Source organism: Streptomyces genisteinicus (assembly GCF_014489615.1).
Classification (GTDB): domain Bacteria; phylum Actinomycetota; class Actinomycetes; order Streptomycetales; family Streptomycetaceae; genus Streptomyces; species Streptomyces genisteinicus.
Map to the genome: position 1 here is coordinate 6,724,754 of NZ_CP060825.1, position 14,420 is coordinate 6,739,173.

Here is a 14,420-nt window from a genome sequence, read left to right on the forward strand (position 1 = left end):
CGCCCATGCGGGAGACCCTGGCCGAGGCGGCGTTCCAGCTCTTCCTGGAGCGGGGCTTCGAGCGGACCACCGTGGACGAGATCGTCGCCAGAGCCGGTGTCGGGCGCCGGTCGTTCTTCCGCTACTTCCCCTCCAAGGAGGACGCGGTCTTCCCCGACCACGAGCGCTGTCTCGCGGACATGACCGACTTCCTCGCGCGCGGCACGGAGCGGGACCCGGTGCGCGCGGTGTGCGCGGCGGCCCGTCTGGTGACGAGGATGTACGCGGCGAAGCCGGAGTTCTCGGTCCAGCGCTACCGGCTGACGCAGGAGGTGCCGGGGCTGCGCACCTACGAGCTCTCCGTGGTGCGGCGGTACGAGCGCACCATGGCCGGTCATCTGCGCGGCTGCTGGCGGCAGGACCCGGACGGCTCGCTCCGTGCCGAGGTGGTGGCCGCCGCGGTGGTGGCCGCGCACAACAACGCCCTGCGGGCGTGGCTCCGTTCGGGCGGCGCCGGGGACGCGGAGGCCGCGGTGGAGCGCGCCCTCGCCACGGTGGTCGAGGTGTGGTCCGCGCCCGCGGCCCCCGTCGTCGCCGCACCGGCGGACGGCTCGGGCGCCTCGGCCGGTGACGGGGCGGCGGGCGGCGGGGACGTCGTCGTCCTGCTGGCCCGCAGGGACGCCCCGCTCTGGCGGGTGGTCCAGCAGGTGGAGGCGGTCCTGGGGACATCTGGCCGAAATAATTGACACTGAGTGTCTTTACGCTGCGGCACTCAGTGCCATATCGTGCGGGCAGCGGCAGCGAGGGCGTGCCGCTCGGAGCCGAGTGCAGGGGGTCGCGACGTGTCCCAGCCAGGAAGTGCCACCGCAGCGCCGGTGTGCGGGGAAACCGGACTGATCTATCAGCGCTGCCGTTGGTGCGGGACCGCCTCCTTCCGGCGGCTCCTGTGCCCGGTGTGCGCGTCGAGCGACCTGGAGACAGCCCGCAGCGACGGTGACGGCATCGTCGTCCGGACGACGGTGGTCCACCGCTACACCAAGCTCGCCCGCAACGAGTCGCTGGTCCGCTTCCCCGAGGGCTTCATGCTCCGCTGCCGGGTGATCGGTGCGCCGCCGCACCTGGTGTGGGCGGGGGAGCGGGTCCGTCCGGCGGCCGGGGCGGACTTCAGTGAGGGCGAGGTCGTCTTCGAGGTCTGCGACACCCGGGACCGGGAGCTCGACCGCTGGCGCTGAGCGCGTCCGGCACGGCGGGCGGGGGCGGACGAGGAGACCGGCAGGCATCCTCGTCCGCCCCCGCCCGCTTCGTTCACGGTGCCACGGGCGGCGCGTGTGCGACGGCCGCGCAGCTGCTCGCCCCGGCGTCTGCACTTCTCCCGGCCGCACTCCTCGGCCACACACAACTCCCGTTCCTGTGCGCGGCGTTGACCGCCGCCTGAAACAACTACATAGTATTTGTATCTTTGATACGGCGGCGTCGGTCGGGACGCCGGCCCCGGAACGGGAGGCCTGCCGCATGGCCCGTTACAGCCGCCTGCGTGAGATCCGCCGGATGGACCCCGCCCGGGACTTCGAACGGATCCACCGGCTCGTCACCCAGTACGAGTTCCCCTGGGACTACCGGCAGGGGCTCGGGGTCGCCTTCCTGCGCGACTACGGGGTCCCGCGGATCTCGGAACTCCTCGACCGCACGCAGGAGTTCGAGCGCGCAGGCCAGAAGCGCTACGACGACACCCTGCTGTTCGGCTACGAACTCGTCCGCGACGGCTTCGACTCCGAGCGCGCCCGCTCCACCGCCCGCCACCTCAACCGCATCCACGGCAAGTACCGCATCCCCAACGAGGACTTCCTCTACGTGCTCGCCACCACCGTGGTGGGACCGGTGCGCTGGATCAACCGGTTCGGCTGGCGCCGGCTCTGCCCCGAGGAGGTGCGGTCCATCGCCCTGGTCGGCCGCAGGACCGGCGAACTGATGGGGATCGAGGGCGCGCCGGACACCTACGCGGAGTACGAGGAACTGCTGAACGACTACGAACGCACCATGTTCGCCTACGCGCCGGCGAACCGCCGGGTCGCCCACGCCACCCTGCGGGTCATGGCCGACTGGTATCCGCGGCCGCTGCGTCCGGCGGCCGTGCGGATGACCCTCGCCCTGCTCGACGAACCGCTGCTGCGGGCCCTCGGGTTCCCCGTGCAGCCGGCCTGGGCGCGCACCGCCGCCGAGCGCGCCGTGCGGGCCAGGTCCCGGGCCGTCAGGCTGATGCCCGCCCGCCCCGACCGGTTCCCCGTCCGGCCCCGGCCGCGGTCCTACCCGCTCGGCTGGACCCTCGACGATCTCGGACCCCACTGGGCCGCGGGCCGCCCGCTGGAACCGCTGCCCGGCGAGCGCCCGGTCAGCGACCGAGCAGCGGAACCAGATAGCGCAGAGCGAAATCACGTACCCGGTCGTCGTCGTCCAGCTCGAAGGCACTCACCGGATTGAGCAGGAAGGACACGGTGATGCGGACCATCAGCTCGGCCACCGGAGTCGGGTCGCTCTCCGGCTGCCCCTCGGCCAGCCGCGCCTGGCGGAGCCGGTCCACCAGATACCCGCGCACGGCGAGGAACGCGGGCCCGCTCTCCACGGTGAGGTAGGGCAGCATCGTCTCCGGCTCCAGCCGGAGCAGCCCGCCGACCAGCGGATGGCTCCGGATGTGCCGCAGGACCACGGTGAAGCCCTCGACCAGCCGTTCCTCCACCGTCGGCAGATCGGCCACGGCGTCGTCCACGTCCGCGAGGAACCGGTGGTACTCGCGCAGCAGGCAGGCGGAGACCAGGCTGTCCTTGCTGCCGATGCGGCGGTACACCGTCACGCGGGAGACTCCTGCCCGCCGCGCCACGTCGTCGACCGTGGAGCGGCGCAGGCCGAAGGTGGTGAACTGCTCCCGCGCCGCGTCGAGGATCTGCGCCGTGAGCGCGTCGCCCGGCACGGCCGCCCCGTGCTCCCCGCCGAGCCCCGGGCCCCCGGGCCCCGGTCCGCCGGGTCCTGAATCGCCGGGCCGCGGGTCCCCGGGTCCCGGGTCGCCGAGCAGCGCGTCGTCGTCACCGCGAACCGTCATGTGCCCCCGCCCCGTTCCTCCGTGCCGCTCCACTCAACCACAGCGCCCCGGACCGGTCCCACGGGGGAGACGTCAGAGGCGGTCCGGCGGCGTGGCGGGGTAGCGGATGCGGGTGAGTGCCGAGACCGTCAGCACGTCCTGCGGGGCGCCCTGTGCGACCAGGCGTCCGTCGTGGAGCAGCAGGCAGTCGCCTGCCGATCGTGCGGCGCCGAGGTCGTGCGTCGCCTGGACGACGGTCACGCCGTCGCCGGCCAGCCCCGCCAGCAGGTCCGTGATGCGCTCCCCGGCCTCGGGATCGAGTCCGGTGGTCGGCTCGTCCAGGAGGAGGAGGTCGGAGCCCTGGGCGAGACCCTGGGCGATCAGGGTGCGCTGCCGCTGGCCGCCGGAGAGCTCGCCGAGCTGGCGTGCCGCGAGCGCGGTGACTCCGAGGCGTTCCATCGCGGTGTCGACCGCGGCGCGGTCCCGGCGGGTCGGCCGCCGCCACGGTCCGAGACCGGCCCAGCGCCCCATCTCCACCGTCTGCCGGACCGTCAGCGGGAGGGTGTCTCCGACGGCGCCGCGCTGCGGGACGAAGGCGGGCCGCACGGAGGCGGCGTGGACGACGTCTCCCGCCGTGGGCTCGATCACACCCGCCATCACTCCGAGCAGTGTGGACTTGCCGCTGCCGTTGGGGCCGACCACTGCGGTCACGGTCAACGCCGTTATCGAGGCGTCGACTTGACGCAGGACGGGCCGTCCGGGATAGCCCGCGTCCAGTCCGGAGCAGCGCAGCCGCACGGCGGTGCCCGTCGTGGTGCCGGGAGGGGAGGGGAGGGGTACTGGTTTGTTGAACATGATTGTCATTGTAGTGTTGCGGTCATGGAGTGGCTGACGGGCCCCTTCGAGGCGACCTTCGTGCAGAGGGCCCTCTGGGGCGGGATTCTTGTGTCGATGATCTGCGCGATGGCCGGTACCTGGGTGGTGCTGCGGGGGATGGCCTTCCTCGGGGACGCCATGTCCCACGGACTGCTGCCCGGTGTCGCCCTCGCCGCGCTGCTCGGCGGCAACCCCCTGCTGGGGGCGGCGGCGAGCGCGGCCGTGATCACGGTGGGCGTCACCGCGCTGCACCGCACCCCGAAGCTCTCCCAGGACACCGGAATCGGCCTGCTGTTCGTCGGGATGCTCTCGCTCGGCGTGATCATCGTCTCCCGCTCGCAGTCCTTCGCCGTCGACCTGACCGGGTTCCTCTTCGGCGACGTCCTGGCCGTCCGCGAGCAGGACCTCGTCCTGCTCGCCGTGGCGCTGCTGCTCGCCCTCGCCGTCTCCGCCCTCGGCCACCGGGCCTTCCTGGCCCTCGCGTTCGACGCCCGCAAGGCGCACACCCTCGGCCTGCGGCCCCGGCTCGCCCACGCCGCGCTGCTCGGGCTGCTGGCGCTGGCCATCGTCGCCTCGTTCCACATCGTCGGCACTCTGCTCGTCCTGGGACTGCTCATCGCACCCCCCGCCGCGGCCCTCCCGTGGGCGCGCAGTGTGCACGGAGTCATGGCGCTCGCCGCGCTCCTCGGCTCGGTGGCCACCTTCCTCGGCCTGCTGCTGTCCTGGCACCTGGGAACCGCGGCCGGGGCGACGGTGTCCGGCCTCGCGGTGAGCCTCTTCTTCCTCTCCCATCTCGCGTCCGGCCTGCGGCACCGCCGCCGTCGCCCGGCCCCGGCACCCGCGGCGGCCGTGAACCCCTGACCGGGGCCCCGCGCACCGAACCCCCGGCCTCCCCGGCGGCCGTCGCCCCGACGCCGCGCCGTCGAGCCCCCCTGCCTTCACACGCTCCATCGACACACCGACACACCGACACGACGCCATGTCGACATGCCCGCCCGGCACATCGGCACAGGTACGGGCTCACCCCGGCACCGAGACACCGACACACACCCCGACGACCACGGAGGAGACCCTCTTGCTCGCCCGAAGGAACGTTCCCGCGCGGGCCCCCGCCGCCCTGGTGCTCGCCGCGCTGCTCGCGGCGAGCGGCTGCGCGGGCCGGGACGACGACGCATCGGCCGGGCGGACGGAGCGCTCCCCGTCCGCCACCACCCCCCACGGATACGTGGCGGGCGCACAGGAGGCCGCCGAGGAGCAGTCACGGCTGCTGCTGGCCGACCCGGAGACCGGCGACACCCGCGTCCTCGACCTGATCACGGGCGAGACCCACGACTTGGCCCCGACTCCCGGCGCGAGCGGGCTGAGCGCCGACGGCCGCTTCGCCTTCCTGGCCGCCGCCGACGGGACCCGCGTGATCGACACCGGTGCCTGGACCGTCGACCACGGCGACCACGTCCACTACTACCGCGCCGCGGTACGCGACGTGGGACGGATACCCGGCGGACCCGGCGCCCGGGTCCGCAGCGACACCGCCGTCACCGCGGTCACCGACGCTGCCGGCCGCGCCGCCGTCCTCGACCGGACCGCGATGGAGACCGGCCGGCCCGGCACCGCCCGCGCCCTGCCGGGCACCTACAGCGCTCCCGTCGTGCCCTACGAGGAGCATTTCGTCGCCCTCGCGGGCGAGGACGACCGGGCCGAGGCCGTCGTCCTCGACCGGGACGGCCGCCGGGTGGCCGCACCCGGCGTCGTGTGCGAGTCGCCCCGCGGCGATGCCGTCACCCGCCGAGGCGTCGTCTTCGGCTGCGCCGACGGCGCGCTGCTGGTGAGCGCGGCGGACGGCCGCTTCACCGCCGAGCGCATCCCCTACGGCGACGCCGTGCCCGCCGCGGAACGCGCCACCGCCTTCCACCACCGGGCGGGCAGCGACACCCTCACGGCGCCGGCCGGTGAACGGGCCGTGTGGGTGCTGGACGTGACGGACCGCTCCTGGACCCGCGTGGAGACCGGGCCCGTGCTCGCGGCGAACACCGCGGGCGAGGGCGCCCCCCTGATGGTCCTCGCCGCCGACGGCTCCCTGCACGGCTACGACATCGCCACCGGACAGCGCACGGCCCGCACGAAGACGCTGCTCTCCGGCCGGGCCGCCGGACACACCGCGGCCCCGCTGATCGAGGTCGACCGCAGCCGCGCCTACGTCAACGACCCCGTCGGCAAACGGGTGTTCGAGATCGACTACAACGACGGGCTGCGCATCGCCCGCACCTTCGACCTCGACATCACACCGGCTCTGATGAAGGAGACCGGACGATGAGGACCACGACCGCACGCCGCACCCACCGCACCCGCACCCTGGTCGCCCTGCTGGTCACCGCCCTGACCGCGGCTCTCGCCACCGCCTGCACCGGCGGCGGCGACCGTCCGAGTGTCGTGGTGACCACCAACATCCTCGGAGACGTCACGCGGGAGATCGTCGGCGACGAGGCCGAGGTCAGCGTCCTGATGCAACCGGGCGCGGACCCGCACTCCTTCGGTCTGTCGGCCGTGCAGGCCGCCGAACTCGAACACGCCGACCTCGTCGTCTTCAACGGACTGGGCCTGGAGGAGAACGTGCTGCGCCACGTGGACGCCGCCCGCGAGGCAGGCGTCACCACCTTCGGCGTGGGCGAGGCGGTGGACCCGATGACCTTCCGCGCACCCGACGACGGCGGTCCCGGCGACGGGGCCGGGCAGCCCGACCCGCACTTCTGGACCGACCCCGACCGGGTGCGCGACGCCGCCGCCCTGATCGCCCGGCAGGTGATCGAGCACGTCGACGGCGTGGACGCCGCCGCGATACGCGCCAACGCGGAACGCTACGCACGGCAGCTCACGGACCTCACCGCCTGGATGGAGACCTCCTTCGCGCGGATTCCGGAGGACCGGCGCGCACTCGTCACCAACCACCATGTCTTCGGGTACCTGGCGGACCGCTTCGGCTTCCGGGTGATCGGAGCGGTCGTCCCCAGCGGCACCACCCTGGCCTCGCCCAGCTCGTCCGACCTGCGCTCGCTCACCGAGGCCATGCGCGAGGCCGGAGTGCGCACCGTCTTCGCCGACTCCTCGCGCCCCGCACGGCTGGCCGAGGTGCTGCGCAACGAACTCGGCGGCGGCGTACGCGTCATCGCGCTCCACTCCGAGTCGCTGACCGCTCCCGGCGGAGGTGCGGACACCTACCTGCGGATGATGCGGACCAACACCACCGTCATGGCCGACGGCCTGACCGCCGCCCGCTGAGACACCGTCCCGCCGGCCGCGTCCCGCGACGGCACCCGTCCCACGCCGCACCTCCCACTGCGGCCCGCGCCCCCGCTCGGCGGGCACCCGCGAACTCCGAGCGGACACACCCCACCCGACGCCGCACCCCACGGCACACCCACCCGACGCCGCACCCCGCGGCCGAGAAAGGAACACACTGTGAACCACGCGATACCCGGCAGAGCCCTCGTGGGCACCGCACTCGCCCTGGCGGTCGCCACCGTCCTGACCGCCTGCGGCACGGACAGCACCTCCGCGTCCGGCACCGGGGGCGGCGCGTCCCCGAGCGCGAAGGCGGCCGCGGAGGTCGCCGACCCGCTGGTGGCGACCTTCGACGGCGGCCTCTACGTCCTGGACGGCGACAGCCTCGACATCGCCGGCACCATCGAGCTGCCCGGCTTCAACCGGGTGAACCCGGCGGGAGACGAGGACCACGTCGTCGTCTCGACCGACACCGGCTTCCGCGTCCTGGACGCCACCGCACAGGAGTTCACCGGCATCACGTACCCGGGCGCCAAGCCCGGACACGTGGTGCGGCACGCCGGACGGACCGCCCTCTTCACCGACGGCACCGGCCGGGTGGAGGTCTTCGACCCGCACGACCTCGCCGACGGCGCCAAGCCAAAGGCCAGGACGTGGACCGCCGCCGAGCCGCACCACGGTGTCGCCGTCGAACTCGCCGACGGCCGGCTCCTCAGCACCCTCGGCGACGCGGAGAAGCGGACCGGAGCCCTCGTCCTCGACGCGCAGGGCAGGGAGATCGCACGCAACGAGAACTGCCCCGGTGTGCACGGCGAGGCCGCGGCACGCGACGAGGCGATCGCCGTGGGCTGCGAGGACGGCGTCCTCATCTACCGGAACGGCGAGTTCACCAAGGTCCCGGCCCCGCACGCGTACGGCCGGATCGGCAACCAGGCGGGCAGCGACGCCTCGCAGGTCATCCTCGGCGACTACAAGAGCGACCCCGACGCCGAACTGGAGCGCCCGACCCGGGTGTCGCTCGTGGACACCCGGACCGGCACGCTGCGGCTGGTCGAACTCGGGACCAGCTACTCGTTCCGCTCCCTGGGACGCGGCCCGCACGGGGAGGCACTCGTCCTCGGCACGGACGGCGCACTGCACGTCATCGACCCCGGGACCGGCACCGTGACGAAGAAGATCCCCGTGACCGGGGCCTGGCAGGAGCCGCTCGACTGGCAGCAGGCCAGGCCCACGCTCTTCGTCCGCGACCACACCGCGTACGTGTCCGAGCCCGGCACTCGCGCACTGCACGCGGTCGACCTGGAGTCGGGCAAGAAGCTCCGCAGTGTGACACTGCCGAAGAGCACCAACGAACTGTCCGGCGTCCTCGCGGGCCACTGACACGCCCCCTGCCGGTGCCGCCGACGGCACCGGCAGGACGCGTCAGTTGGCCGGCGCCTGGTACAGACCGCGCCCGGCGCGCGCGGCCCGGGAGGTCGCGACGAGCCGGTCGAGAGTGCTGCGCACCGTGTTGATTCCGCCCGCCGTGGTCGCCCGGCCGAGGGCCTCGGTGACGTCGCGGGCCCGCAGCGCGGTGTCCGCCCGGCCCGCGAGCACGGCGAGGACTTGCTCGGTGAGTCCCGATCCGTCCTTGGCGGCGTTGTCACCGGCGTCCTTGCCGGCCGCCCCCGCCCCCGCCGTGGCCTTGACCGTCTTGACGGTCTTGACGGCCTTGACGGCCTTGCCCGTCTTCGCCGCCGCGGGCGCCTTGCCCGCCCCGGCCGCCTTGGCCTCCGCGGCGGCCTTGGGCGCCGCGCTGGTCTTCGCCGGCGCCTCCGCCTTCGCCGGCGTCTCCGCCGTCGCTGCCGCGCCCGCCTCTGCGGGCACGGCCTGCGCCTGCGCGGGGGCCTTCGTCGCCCTGGCCGCCTTCGCGGAGGCCGCGGACGTGGTGGACGCCGCCGTGCGGGCGGCCTTCGCCGCGGTCTGCCGCGCCCCGGTGGCGGCCTTGGTCTTCCGGGCGGGCCGGGTCGCCTTGGCGGTGCCGGACGCGGTGGCACGGCCGGACTTCTTCGCCTGGGCCGGGACGGCGGGCTTCCCGGCCTTCTCCGCGACGGGCTCGGCGGCTGCCGCGGGCTCCTCGGGCGTGACGGGCTCCGCCTGCCGGGCCGGTTCGGCCGCCGCGGGGGCTGCTGCCTCCCCGGCCGCCGGGGCGACGGTCTCCGCGGCGGGCTCGGCCGCCTCCGTCGGTGTGACGGCCGCGGCTGCCGCGTCCGCGGTGGGTTCCGCACGGGGGCGGGGGAGTGGTGCGGCGGCCAGGGCGCCGAGGGCGGCGAGTGCGCCGCGTACGGACTCCAACCGTGCCGTGACCTGCGCCAGTTCCTGCTGGAGCGAGTGCTGCAGGGCTTCGAGCTGCGGCAGTTCCGCCTCCAGCTGGGCGGTGGTGGAGATGATGCTGTCGTTACCGGTCACTGTCTGCTCCCGTAGTGCTGAGTCCGACAAGGGGTGTTGTGACTGTAACGAGGCAGAGTACGCCGAGGAGTCGGTGTTCCGGCCACCGGTGTCGGAAAACGTCGTCGGTGTGGGTTCGCACGTTCTGCGCGGCTGCCGGAACGCGGTGGCACCTCCCGCCTCCGGCCCGGCTGCCACCGGAGATCCGCTCCGCGTCCGCACCGCGCACGCCGAGGCTCCGCGACCCGACACGGCATGACGTGGCACGGCACGACGACGCGGCTCGGCGCCGGGACTCCCGTCGGCGTGGTGCGGGCGGGGCGTACCCCTGTCGCACCGCGCTGCGGGGTGGTGCCCCGGCGCCGAGCCGCGTCGTCGTCGTGCCGCCGGGCCTACTCGCGGGCGGGCTGCGGGGACGGGGTGGAGGCGCGCATGTAGTCCTCGTAGCGGTCGAGCAGCATGACGAGCCCGAGGAGCAGGGGCGGCACGAGCAGGGCGACGGCTATCATCCGGGTCTCCCGGTGGCTTCGGCGGGGTGATGCTGTTCGCGTGCCCGGTGAACGCCGCCCGATCGCCGGTGCGTGTGTGGATCGTGTGACGTTCGGTTGATCTGTCCGGTTACCGGCCCGGTGTTCCGGGGCCCGGCCCGGCACGGCGATGGGCTGCCACCGGTACCGGTGGCAGCCCATCGCCGTGCGGGGGTCCGTCCGTGTGCGGAAGGCTCCCCGTCAGCCGGCGGCGGCCTTCACGGCCGCCAGGTCCTCACCGGAGAGCTCGGCGACGCGGTGCGCGGGCACGCCCGCGGACAGGGCGCGCTGGAGCAGGCCCTCCCGGCCGTCCGTCAGGGAGCGGTAGGCCAGCAGCTCCTTCTCGACGTCGGTGGCAGCCAGCAGCGCGGACTGCCCGCGCACCCGCCCCAGTTCCTCCTCGGCGAGCGGCACCGGCAGGCGCTCGGCGCCCTCCGGGACGGCCGCCGTCTCCTCCGGCGGCAGGATGCGCAGCAGCGGGGACGTCGCGTCCACCCCCTGCGCGTCGAGCCATGCGCGCACCGCGGGGGTGTCCATGCAGGCCAGGCCGCCGACGCCGGTCGGCTGCACCCCGAGGGTCACCTCGGTGCTGTCCACCAGAAACAGGTAGGCGTCGTCGGTCATGGCGGGCTCCTCGCGGGCGATGCGTCAGCGGTCGCACTGCGTCTACCCCGGAACGCGCGCTCCACCGCACCGATTCGGCGCGGTGGAGCGCGCGGCCGGTCACCGGGGGGCGAGCGCCGTGAGGTCGGCCAGCAGGCGGGCCGCGGGCGCCGCGTCGACCAGCCACTTGAGGTGGCTTCCGGGCAGGGTGCGCACGTCGTACGGGTTCTCCGGCGTCAGGGCGTCGCCCTCGCGGATCAGGCGGTTCTGGAGGGCGGGCGGCATGCTCGCGTCGTCCGCCAGGCGTACGTACGTCCGCGGGACGCTGCCCCACGTCTCCGCCTGCGCCCGGTCGGCGGAGGTGCCGACGTCCAGGTTCTCGTCGGGCTGGAAGGTGTTGAGGAAGGTCAGGAACTCGTCGTCCGTGCCGTCGGCGAGGAACGCCGCCTTGAACGCGGCGATCGCGCCCGGGTCCGCGGTGCGGAAGTTGACCCGCAGCAGACCGAGTTCGGCCGGGTTGCCGGCCATCGCCCGCATCAGGGACCCCGCGTCGACGGACTCCATCTCCGGCTCCGCGTAGTAGTCGCCGACCTCCAGGTCGACCGGGCACCAGGCCGCGACGTAGACGAGACGGTCCACGAGGTCCGGGCGCGCGTTGGCGGCGGCGGTCGCCGTGATGCCCCCGCGGCTGTGGGCCACGAGGATCACCGGCCCGTTCTGCTTGGCCCGTTCGAGGACGCCGATCAGGTGCGCCGCGTTGTCCGCGAGGGTGACGTCCCTCAGCGCACCGGGCGACGTGGCGAAACCCTCGGGGTCCTGCGGCGCCTGGTAGGCGGAGGAGTACGTGGCCCCGAACCCGTGACCGGGCAGGTCGACGGCGACCGAACGGTGTCCGAGGAGACCGAGTTCCGCCTGGAGTGGCGCGAAGGAGAACGAGTTCGCGAAGGCCCCGTGCACCAGGACGAAGGTCGGCTGCATCTGCTGCTCACTCTCTGCCCTCCACCGTCCGGGCCGTGCGCCGGAGCCGAGGGCGGTCCGCTCCTGTCCGACCTCCGGACAGTACGCAGCGGAAGATCATCGGCGCAACCGGCCCTCGGGCGGGGCCTGTCGGCGGTGGCGGACTCATGACGGTCCGCGGGTGTCGACGGTGGCGCACTCCTGACGGTCCGCGGGTGTCGATGGTGGCGGACTCACGACGGTCCGCGGGCCTCGATGACGCGGCGCACTCACGACGGTCTGCGGGCCTCGATCAGGAACCGCGCGGTGTGCGCGACGAACGGACCGTCGCGCTCGATGTCCTCGTGCAGCCGGCGCAGCCGCTCCTCGTGGCGGCCGACGGTGAAACCGGGCACCATCCAGATCACCTTGCGCAGGAAGTACACCACCGCGCCGATGTCGAAGAACTCGGTGCGCAGCGACTCCGAGCGCAGATCGGTGACCTCCAGCCCGGCGGCCTCGGCGGCGTCGCGGGCGTCGTCGGGGTGGCGCCCGCGGCGCACCTCCTCCGGCTGGGGGCCGAGGAAGTACTCCACCAGCTCGAAGACGCTGGCCGGACCGACCTGCTGGGAGAAGTAGGTGCCGCCGGGCCGGAGCACGCGGGCGATCTCCTCCCAGTGCACGGTGACCGGATGCCGGCTCACCACGAGGTCGAACGCCCCGTCGGCGAACGGCAGGGGCGGCTCGTCCCGGTCGGCGACGACCACCGCACCGCGCGGGTGCAGGAGTGCGGTGGCCTTGGCGACGTTGGGGGGCCAGGACTCGGTGGCAGCGGTCAGCGGCGGCAGCGCCGGCACGCCGGCCAGCACCTCTCCGCCCCCGGTCTGGATGTCCAGCGCGGCCGTCGCCCGGGCCATCCGCTCGCCCATGGCCCGCTGGTACCCCCAGGAGGGCCGCTCCTCGCTGGCCCGGCCGTCGAGCCAGGAGAAGTCCCAGCCGTCCACGGGGGCCTCGGCCGCCTCCGCCACAAGATCCTCAAACGTACGTCCCATGGACCGAGCCTCGCAGGAGCGGCGGCGGGAGGGCGACCGGATTACGCCGGTGCGCCGGGCGCCGGTGGCAGCGGAGGAGGCCACCGGCACCATAAGAATCACTTATGGCGTCGGCGTGTGAATCCTGCATTGCTTTGGGTGTCGGGGTCCTGCATCATCGTCCGGTGACGGAAGGGGGTCGCGATGAGGACGATCGGGCTCATCGGCGGCATGAGCTGGGAGTCGACCGCCGCGTACTACCGGCTCCTCAACGAGTTCACCCGCGAACGGCTCGGCGGGCTGCACTCGGCGAAGTGCGTGCTGCACTCGGTCGACTTCGCGGAGATCGAACCGCTCCAGGCCGAGGGCCGCTGGGAGGAGGCCGGCGAGATCCTCGCCGGGGCCGCGCGCTCCCTGGAGAGCGCCGGCGCCGATCTGCTGCTGCTGTGCACCAACACGATGCACAAGGTCGCCGGCCGGATCGAATCCGCGGTGTCGGTCCCCCTGCTCCACCTCGCCGACGCGACGGCGGACGCCGTGCACGCCGCGGGCCTGCGCCGGGTGGGACTGCTCGGCACCCGTTTCACCATGGAGCAGGACTTCTACCGCGCGCGCCTGGAGGCCGCCGGTCTGGAGGTGCGCGTGCCCGGCGAGGAGGGCAGGGAGCTCGTGCACCGCGTCGTCTACGACGAGCTGTGCCTCGGTGTCGTGCGGGAGGAGTCCCGTCACCGGTACCGGGAGGTCATCGCCGACCTCGTCGCCGACGGGGCCCAGGGCGTCGTCCTCGGGTGCACGGAGATCGAGCTCCTCGTCGGCCCGGGGGACAGCCCCGTGCCGCTCTTCCCGACGGCCCGCATCCACGCCCTCGCCGCCGTCGAGGCGGCGCTGGCCCCGCCCACTGCTCCCGCGCCCTGAGCGGGGGCAGCGGGCGGGGCCAGCGCCTCCCGCGCCCTGAGCGGGCCGGGGCCCCACGCGTCGTCGCGTGGGGCCCCGGCCCGCTCAGGAGAGGTGGCCGCCGCGAGCGGCGGCTGCCCGCGGACTACGACCGCGGCGGCTTGGTGATCGTGTCCAGGTAGAACGCGTCGATGCTCTGCACGGCGCGCTCGAACTCGTCCAGGTTCACCGGCTTGGTCACATAGGCGTTCGCGTAGTGGTGGTACGCGTCCGTCACGTCGTCCGGCGCGGCGGACGTGGTCAGCACCACGACCGGGATCGAGCGCAGGTTCTCGTCCGCCTTGACGATGGCCAGCAGCTCCCGGCCGTTCATCCGGGGCATGTTCAGGTCGAGCACGATCAGGTCGGGGCGCGGGTTGGACGCGGAGCGCAGGTACTCCAGCGCCGCGACGCCGTCCTCGACCTTCGTCAGGTTCCGTGTGCCGTGGGCATTGAGGGCGTCCTCGATGAGCATGGCGTCGGCGACGTCGTCCTCGACCAGGAGCACGTCGTAGGGGGGTGCTGCAGTCATCACTGTGTGCTCCGGATTCGCTCGGCGCCGTGCCTGTCGCGGCAGCGGCTCGAAGAGGATACGGCGGTCGTGCGCGTCGGCCGGGGGCGGGGTGCGCGGCGCCTGGGGGCGGCCGCCCGCCCTGCGCGGCGGGCCGTCGGGGCCGCCGCGCCGCGTGAGGGCGTGGTCACCCGCTGGAGGCGGACCGGGGCGGGCGGGCGGATGTCAGCATGCGCCCACCCTAA

General features: G+C 73.9%; 15 protein-coding genes. 8 read left to right on the forward strand and 7 right to left on the reverse strand.

The annotated features are described in order from the left end of the window. Nucleotides 1-5: 5 nt before the first annotated feature. The 3 genes from IAG43_RS28895 to IAG43_RS28905 all read left to right on the forward strand — a co-directional run bounded on the left by IAG43_RS28895 (nucleotide 6) and on the right by IAG43_RS28905 (nucleotide 2,457). Entirely contained in the window at nucleotides 6-725 is a 720-nt protein-coding gene (locus IAG43_RS28895; RefSeq protein ID WP_187744694.1) for a TetR family transcriptional regulator, read from the forward strand. 96 nt (nucleotides 726-821) lie between these two features. Beyond that, nucleotides 822-1,211 carry a Zn-ribbon domain-containing OB-fold protein gene (locus IAG43_RS28900; RefSeq protein WP_187743606.1) on the forward strand — a complete coding sequence of 130 codons (390 nt, stop codon included), beginning with the start codon at nucleotides 822-824 and terminating at the stop codon, nucleotides 1,209-1,211. Nucleotides 1,212-1,491: 280 nt separating this feature from the next. Next, nucleotides 1,492-2,457, forward strand: coding sequence for an oxygenase MpaB family protein (locus IAG43_RS28905; RefSeq protein WP_187743607.1), 966 nt, complete (start codon nucleotides 1,492-1,494; stop codon nucleotides 2,455-2,457). Here the strand turns inward: IAG43_RS28905 and IAG43_RS28910 are convergent. Beyond that, the gene (locus IAG43_RS28910; protein WP_187743608.1) at nucleotides 2,369-3,073 is read right to left on the reverse strand and encodes a TetR/AcrR family transcriptional regulator; all 705 of its coding nucleotides are present in this window, start codon (nucleotides 3,071-3,073) and stop codon (nucleotides 2,369-2,371) included. The genes IAG43_RS28905 and IAG43_RS28910 overlap by 89 nt on opposite strands. Nucleotides 3,074-3,145: 72 nt before the next feature. Then, on the reverse strand, nucleotides 3,146-3,916 hold the full coding sequence (aztA, locus tag IAG43_RS28915) for a zinc ABC transporter ATP-binding protein AztA (RefSeq protein ID WP_187743609.1): 771 nt from the start codon (nucleotides 3,914-3,916) through the stop codon (nucleotides 3,146-3,148). 15 nt (nucleotides 3,917-3,931) lie between these two features. On the opposite strand from aztA, the gene aztB reads away from it, so the two are divergent. From aztB to aztD, 4 genes are all read left to right on the forward strand, one after another. Beyond that, on the forward strand, nucleotides 3,932-4,789 hold the full coding sequence (gene aztB / locus IAG43_RS28920) for a zinc ABC transporter permease AztB (RefSeq protein ID WP_187743610.1): 858 nt from the start codon (nucleotides 3,932-3,934) through the stop codon (nucleotides 4,787-4,789). Nucleotides 4,790-5,003: 214 nt separating this feature from the next. Then, complete coding sequence (locus IAG43_RS28925; RefSeq protein ID WP_187743611.1) at nucleotides 5,004-6,242, forward strand: hypothetical protein; 1,239 nt, start codon at nucleotides 5,004-5,006, stop codon at nucleotides 6,240-6,242. Beyond that, nucleotides 6,239-7,204 (forward strand): zinc ABC transporter substrate-binding protein AztC, encoded by a 966-nt coding sequence (gene aztC / locus IAG43_RS28930; RefSeq protein ID WP_187743612.1) that lies wholly within the window; start codon nucleotides 6,239-6,241, stop codon nucleotides 7,202-7,204. The genes IAG43_RS28925 and aztC overlap by 4 nt, the downstream gene beginning before the upstream one ends. Nucleotides 7,205-7,384: 180 nt before the next feature. Continuing rightward, nucleotides 7,385-8,587: a zinc metallochaperone AztD gene (gene aztD / locus IAG43_RS28935; RefSeq protein WP_187743613.1), complete on the forward strand. Its 1,203-nt coding sequence runs from the start codon at nucleotides 7,385-7,387 to the stop codon at nucleotides 8,585-8,587. 42 nt (nucleotides 8,588-8,629) lie between these two features. Here aztD and IAG43_RS28940 read toward each other — a convergent pair whose 3' ends face one another. The 4 genes from IAG43_RS28940 to IAG43_RS28955 all read right to left on the reverse strand — a co-directional run bounded on the left by IAG43_RS28940 (nucleotide 8,630) and on the right by IAG43_RS28955 (nucleotide 12,752). Continuing rightward, nucleotides 8,630-9,655: a hypothetical protein gene (locus IAG43_RS28940; RefSeq protein ID WP_187743614.1), complete on the reverse strand. Its 1,026-nt coding sequence runs from the start codon at nucleotides 9,653-9,655 to the stop codon at nucleotides 8,630-8,632. A 707-nt stretch (nucleotides 9,656-10,362) separates the two neighbouring features. Further along, nucleotides 10,363-10,785 carry a DUF6003 family protein gene (locus IAG43_RS28945; protein ID WP_187743615.1) on the reverse strand — a complete coding sequence of 141 codons (423 nt, stop codon included), beginning with the start codon at nucleotides 10,783-10,785 and terminating at the stop codon, nucleotides 10,363-10,365. A 99-nt stretch (nucleotides 10,786-10,884) separates the two neighbouring features. Beyond that, complete coding sequence (locus tag IAG43_RS28950) at nucleotides 10,885-11,742, reverse strand: alpha/beta fold hydrolase (protein ID WP_187743616.1); 858 nt, start codon at nucleotides 11,740-11,742, stop codon at nucleotides 10,885-10,887. Nucleotides 11,743-11,990: 248 nt separating this feature from the next. Further along, a complete protein-coding gene (locus IAG43_RS28955; protein WP_187743617.1) occupies nucleotides 11,991-12,752 on the reverse strand; it encodes a class I SAM-dependent methyltransferase in 762 nt (253 codons plus the stop codon). A gap of 183 nt (nucleotides 12,753-12,935) precedes the next feature. Here IAG43_RS28955 and IAG43_RS28960 point away from each other — a divergent pair, with 183 nt between their 5' ends. Beyond that, nucleotides 12,936-13,646, forward strand: coding sequence for an aspartate/glutamate racemase family protein (locus tag IAG43_RS28960; RefSeq protein WP_187743618.1), 711 nt, complete (start codon nucleotides 12,936-12,938; stop codon nucleotides 13,644-13,646). A gap of 124 nt (nucleotides 13,647-13,770) precedes the next feature. On the opposite strand, the gene IAG43_RS28965 is transcribed toward IAG43_RS28960, so the two are convergent. After that, nucleotides 13,771-14,196 (reverse strand): response regulator, encoded by a 426-nt coding sequence (locus tag IAG43_RS28965; RefSeq protein ID WP_187743619.1) that lies wholly within the window; start codon nucleotides 14,194-14,196, stop codon nucleotides 13,771-13,773. Nucleotides 14,197-14,420 lie beyond the last annotated feature (224 nt).

Coding starts and splice junctions, on each gene's coding strand:
- IAG43_RS28895 (WP_187744694.1), top strand. CDS start 6: ATGCGGGAGACCCTGGCCGAGGCGGCGTTCCAGCTCTTCCTGGAGCGG.
- IAG43_RS28905 (WP_187743607.1), top strand. CDS start 1,492: ATGGCCCGTTACAGCCGCCTGCGTGAGATCCGCCGGATGGACCCCGCC.
- IAG43_RS28910 (WP_187743608.1), bottom strand. CDS start 3,073: ATGACGGTTCGCGGTGACGACGACGCGCTGCTCGGCGACCCGGGACCC.
- aztA (WP_187743609.1), bottom strand. CDS start 3,916: ATGACAATCATGTTCAACAAACCAGTACCCCTCCCCTCCCCTCCCGGC.
- aztB (WP_187743610.1), top strand. CDS start 3,932: ATGGAGTGGCTGACGGGCCCCTTCGAGGCGACCTTCGTGCAGAGGGCC.
- aztC (WP_187743612.1), top strand. CDS start 6,239: ATGAGGACCACGACCGCACGCCGCACCCACCGCACCCGCACCCTGGTC.
- IAG43_RS28945 (WP_187743615.1), bottom strand. CDS start 10,785: ATGACCGACGACGCCTACCTGTTTCTGGTGGACAGCACCGAGGTGACC.
- IAG43_RS28950 (WP_187743616.1), bottom strand. CDS start 11,742: ATGCAGCCGACCTTCGTCCTGGTGCACGGGGCCTTCGCGAACTCGTTC.
- IAG43_RS28955 (WP_187743617.1), bottom strand. CDS start 12,752: ATGGGACGTACGTTTGAGGATCTTGTGGCGGAGGCGGCCGAGGCCCCC.
- IAG43_RS28960 (WP_187743618.1), top strand. CDS start 12,936: ATGAGGACGATCGGGCTCATCGGCGGCATGAGCTGGGAGTCGACCGCC.
- IAG43_RS28965 (WP_187743619.1), bottom strand. CDS start 14,196: ATGACTGCAGCACCCCCCTACGACGTGCTCCTGGTCGAGGACGACGTC.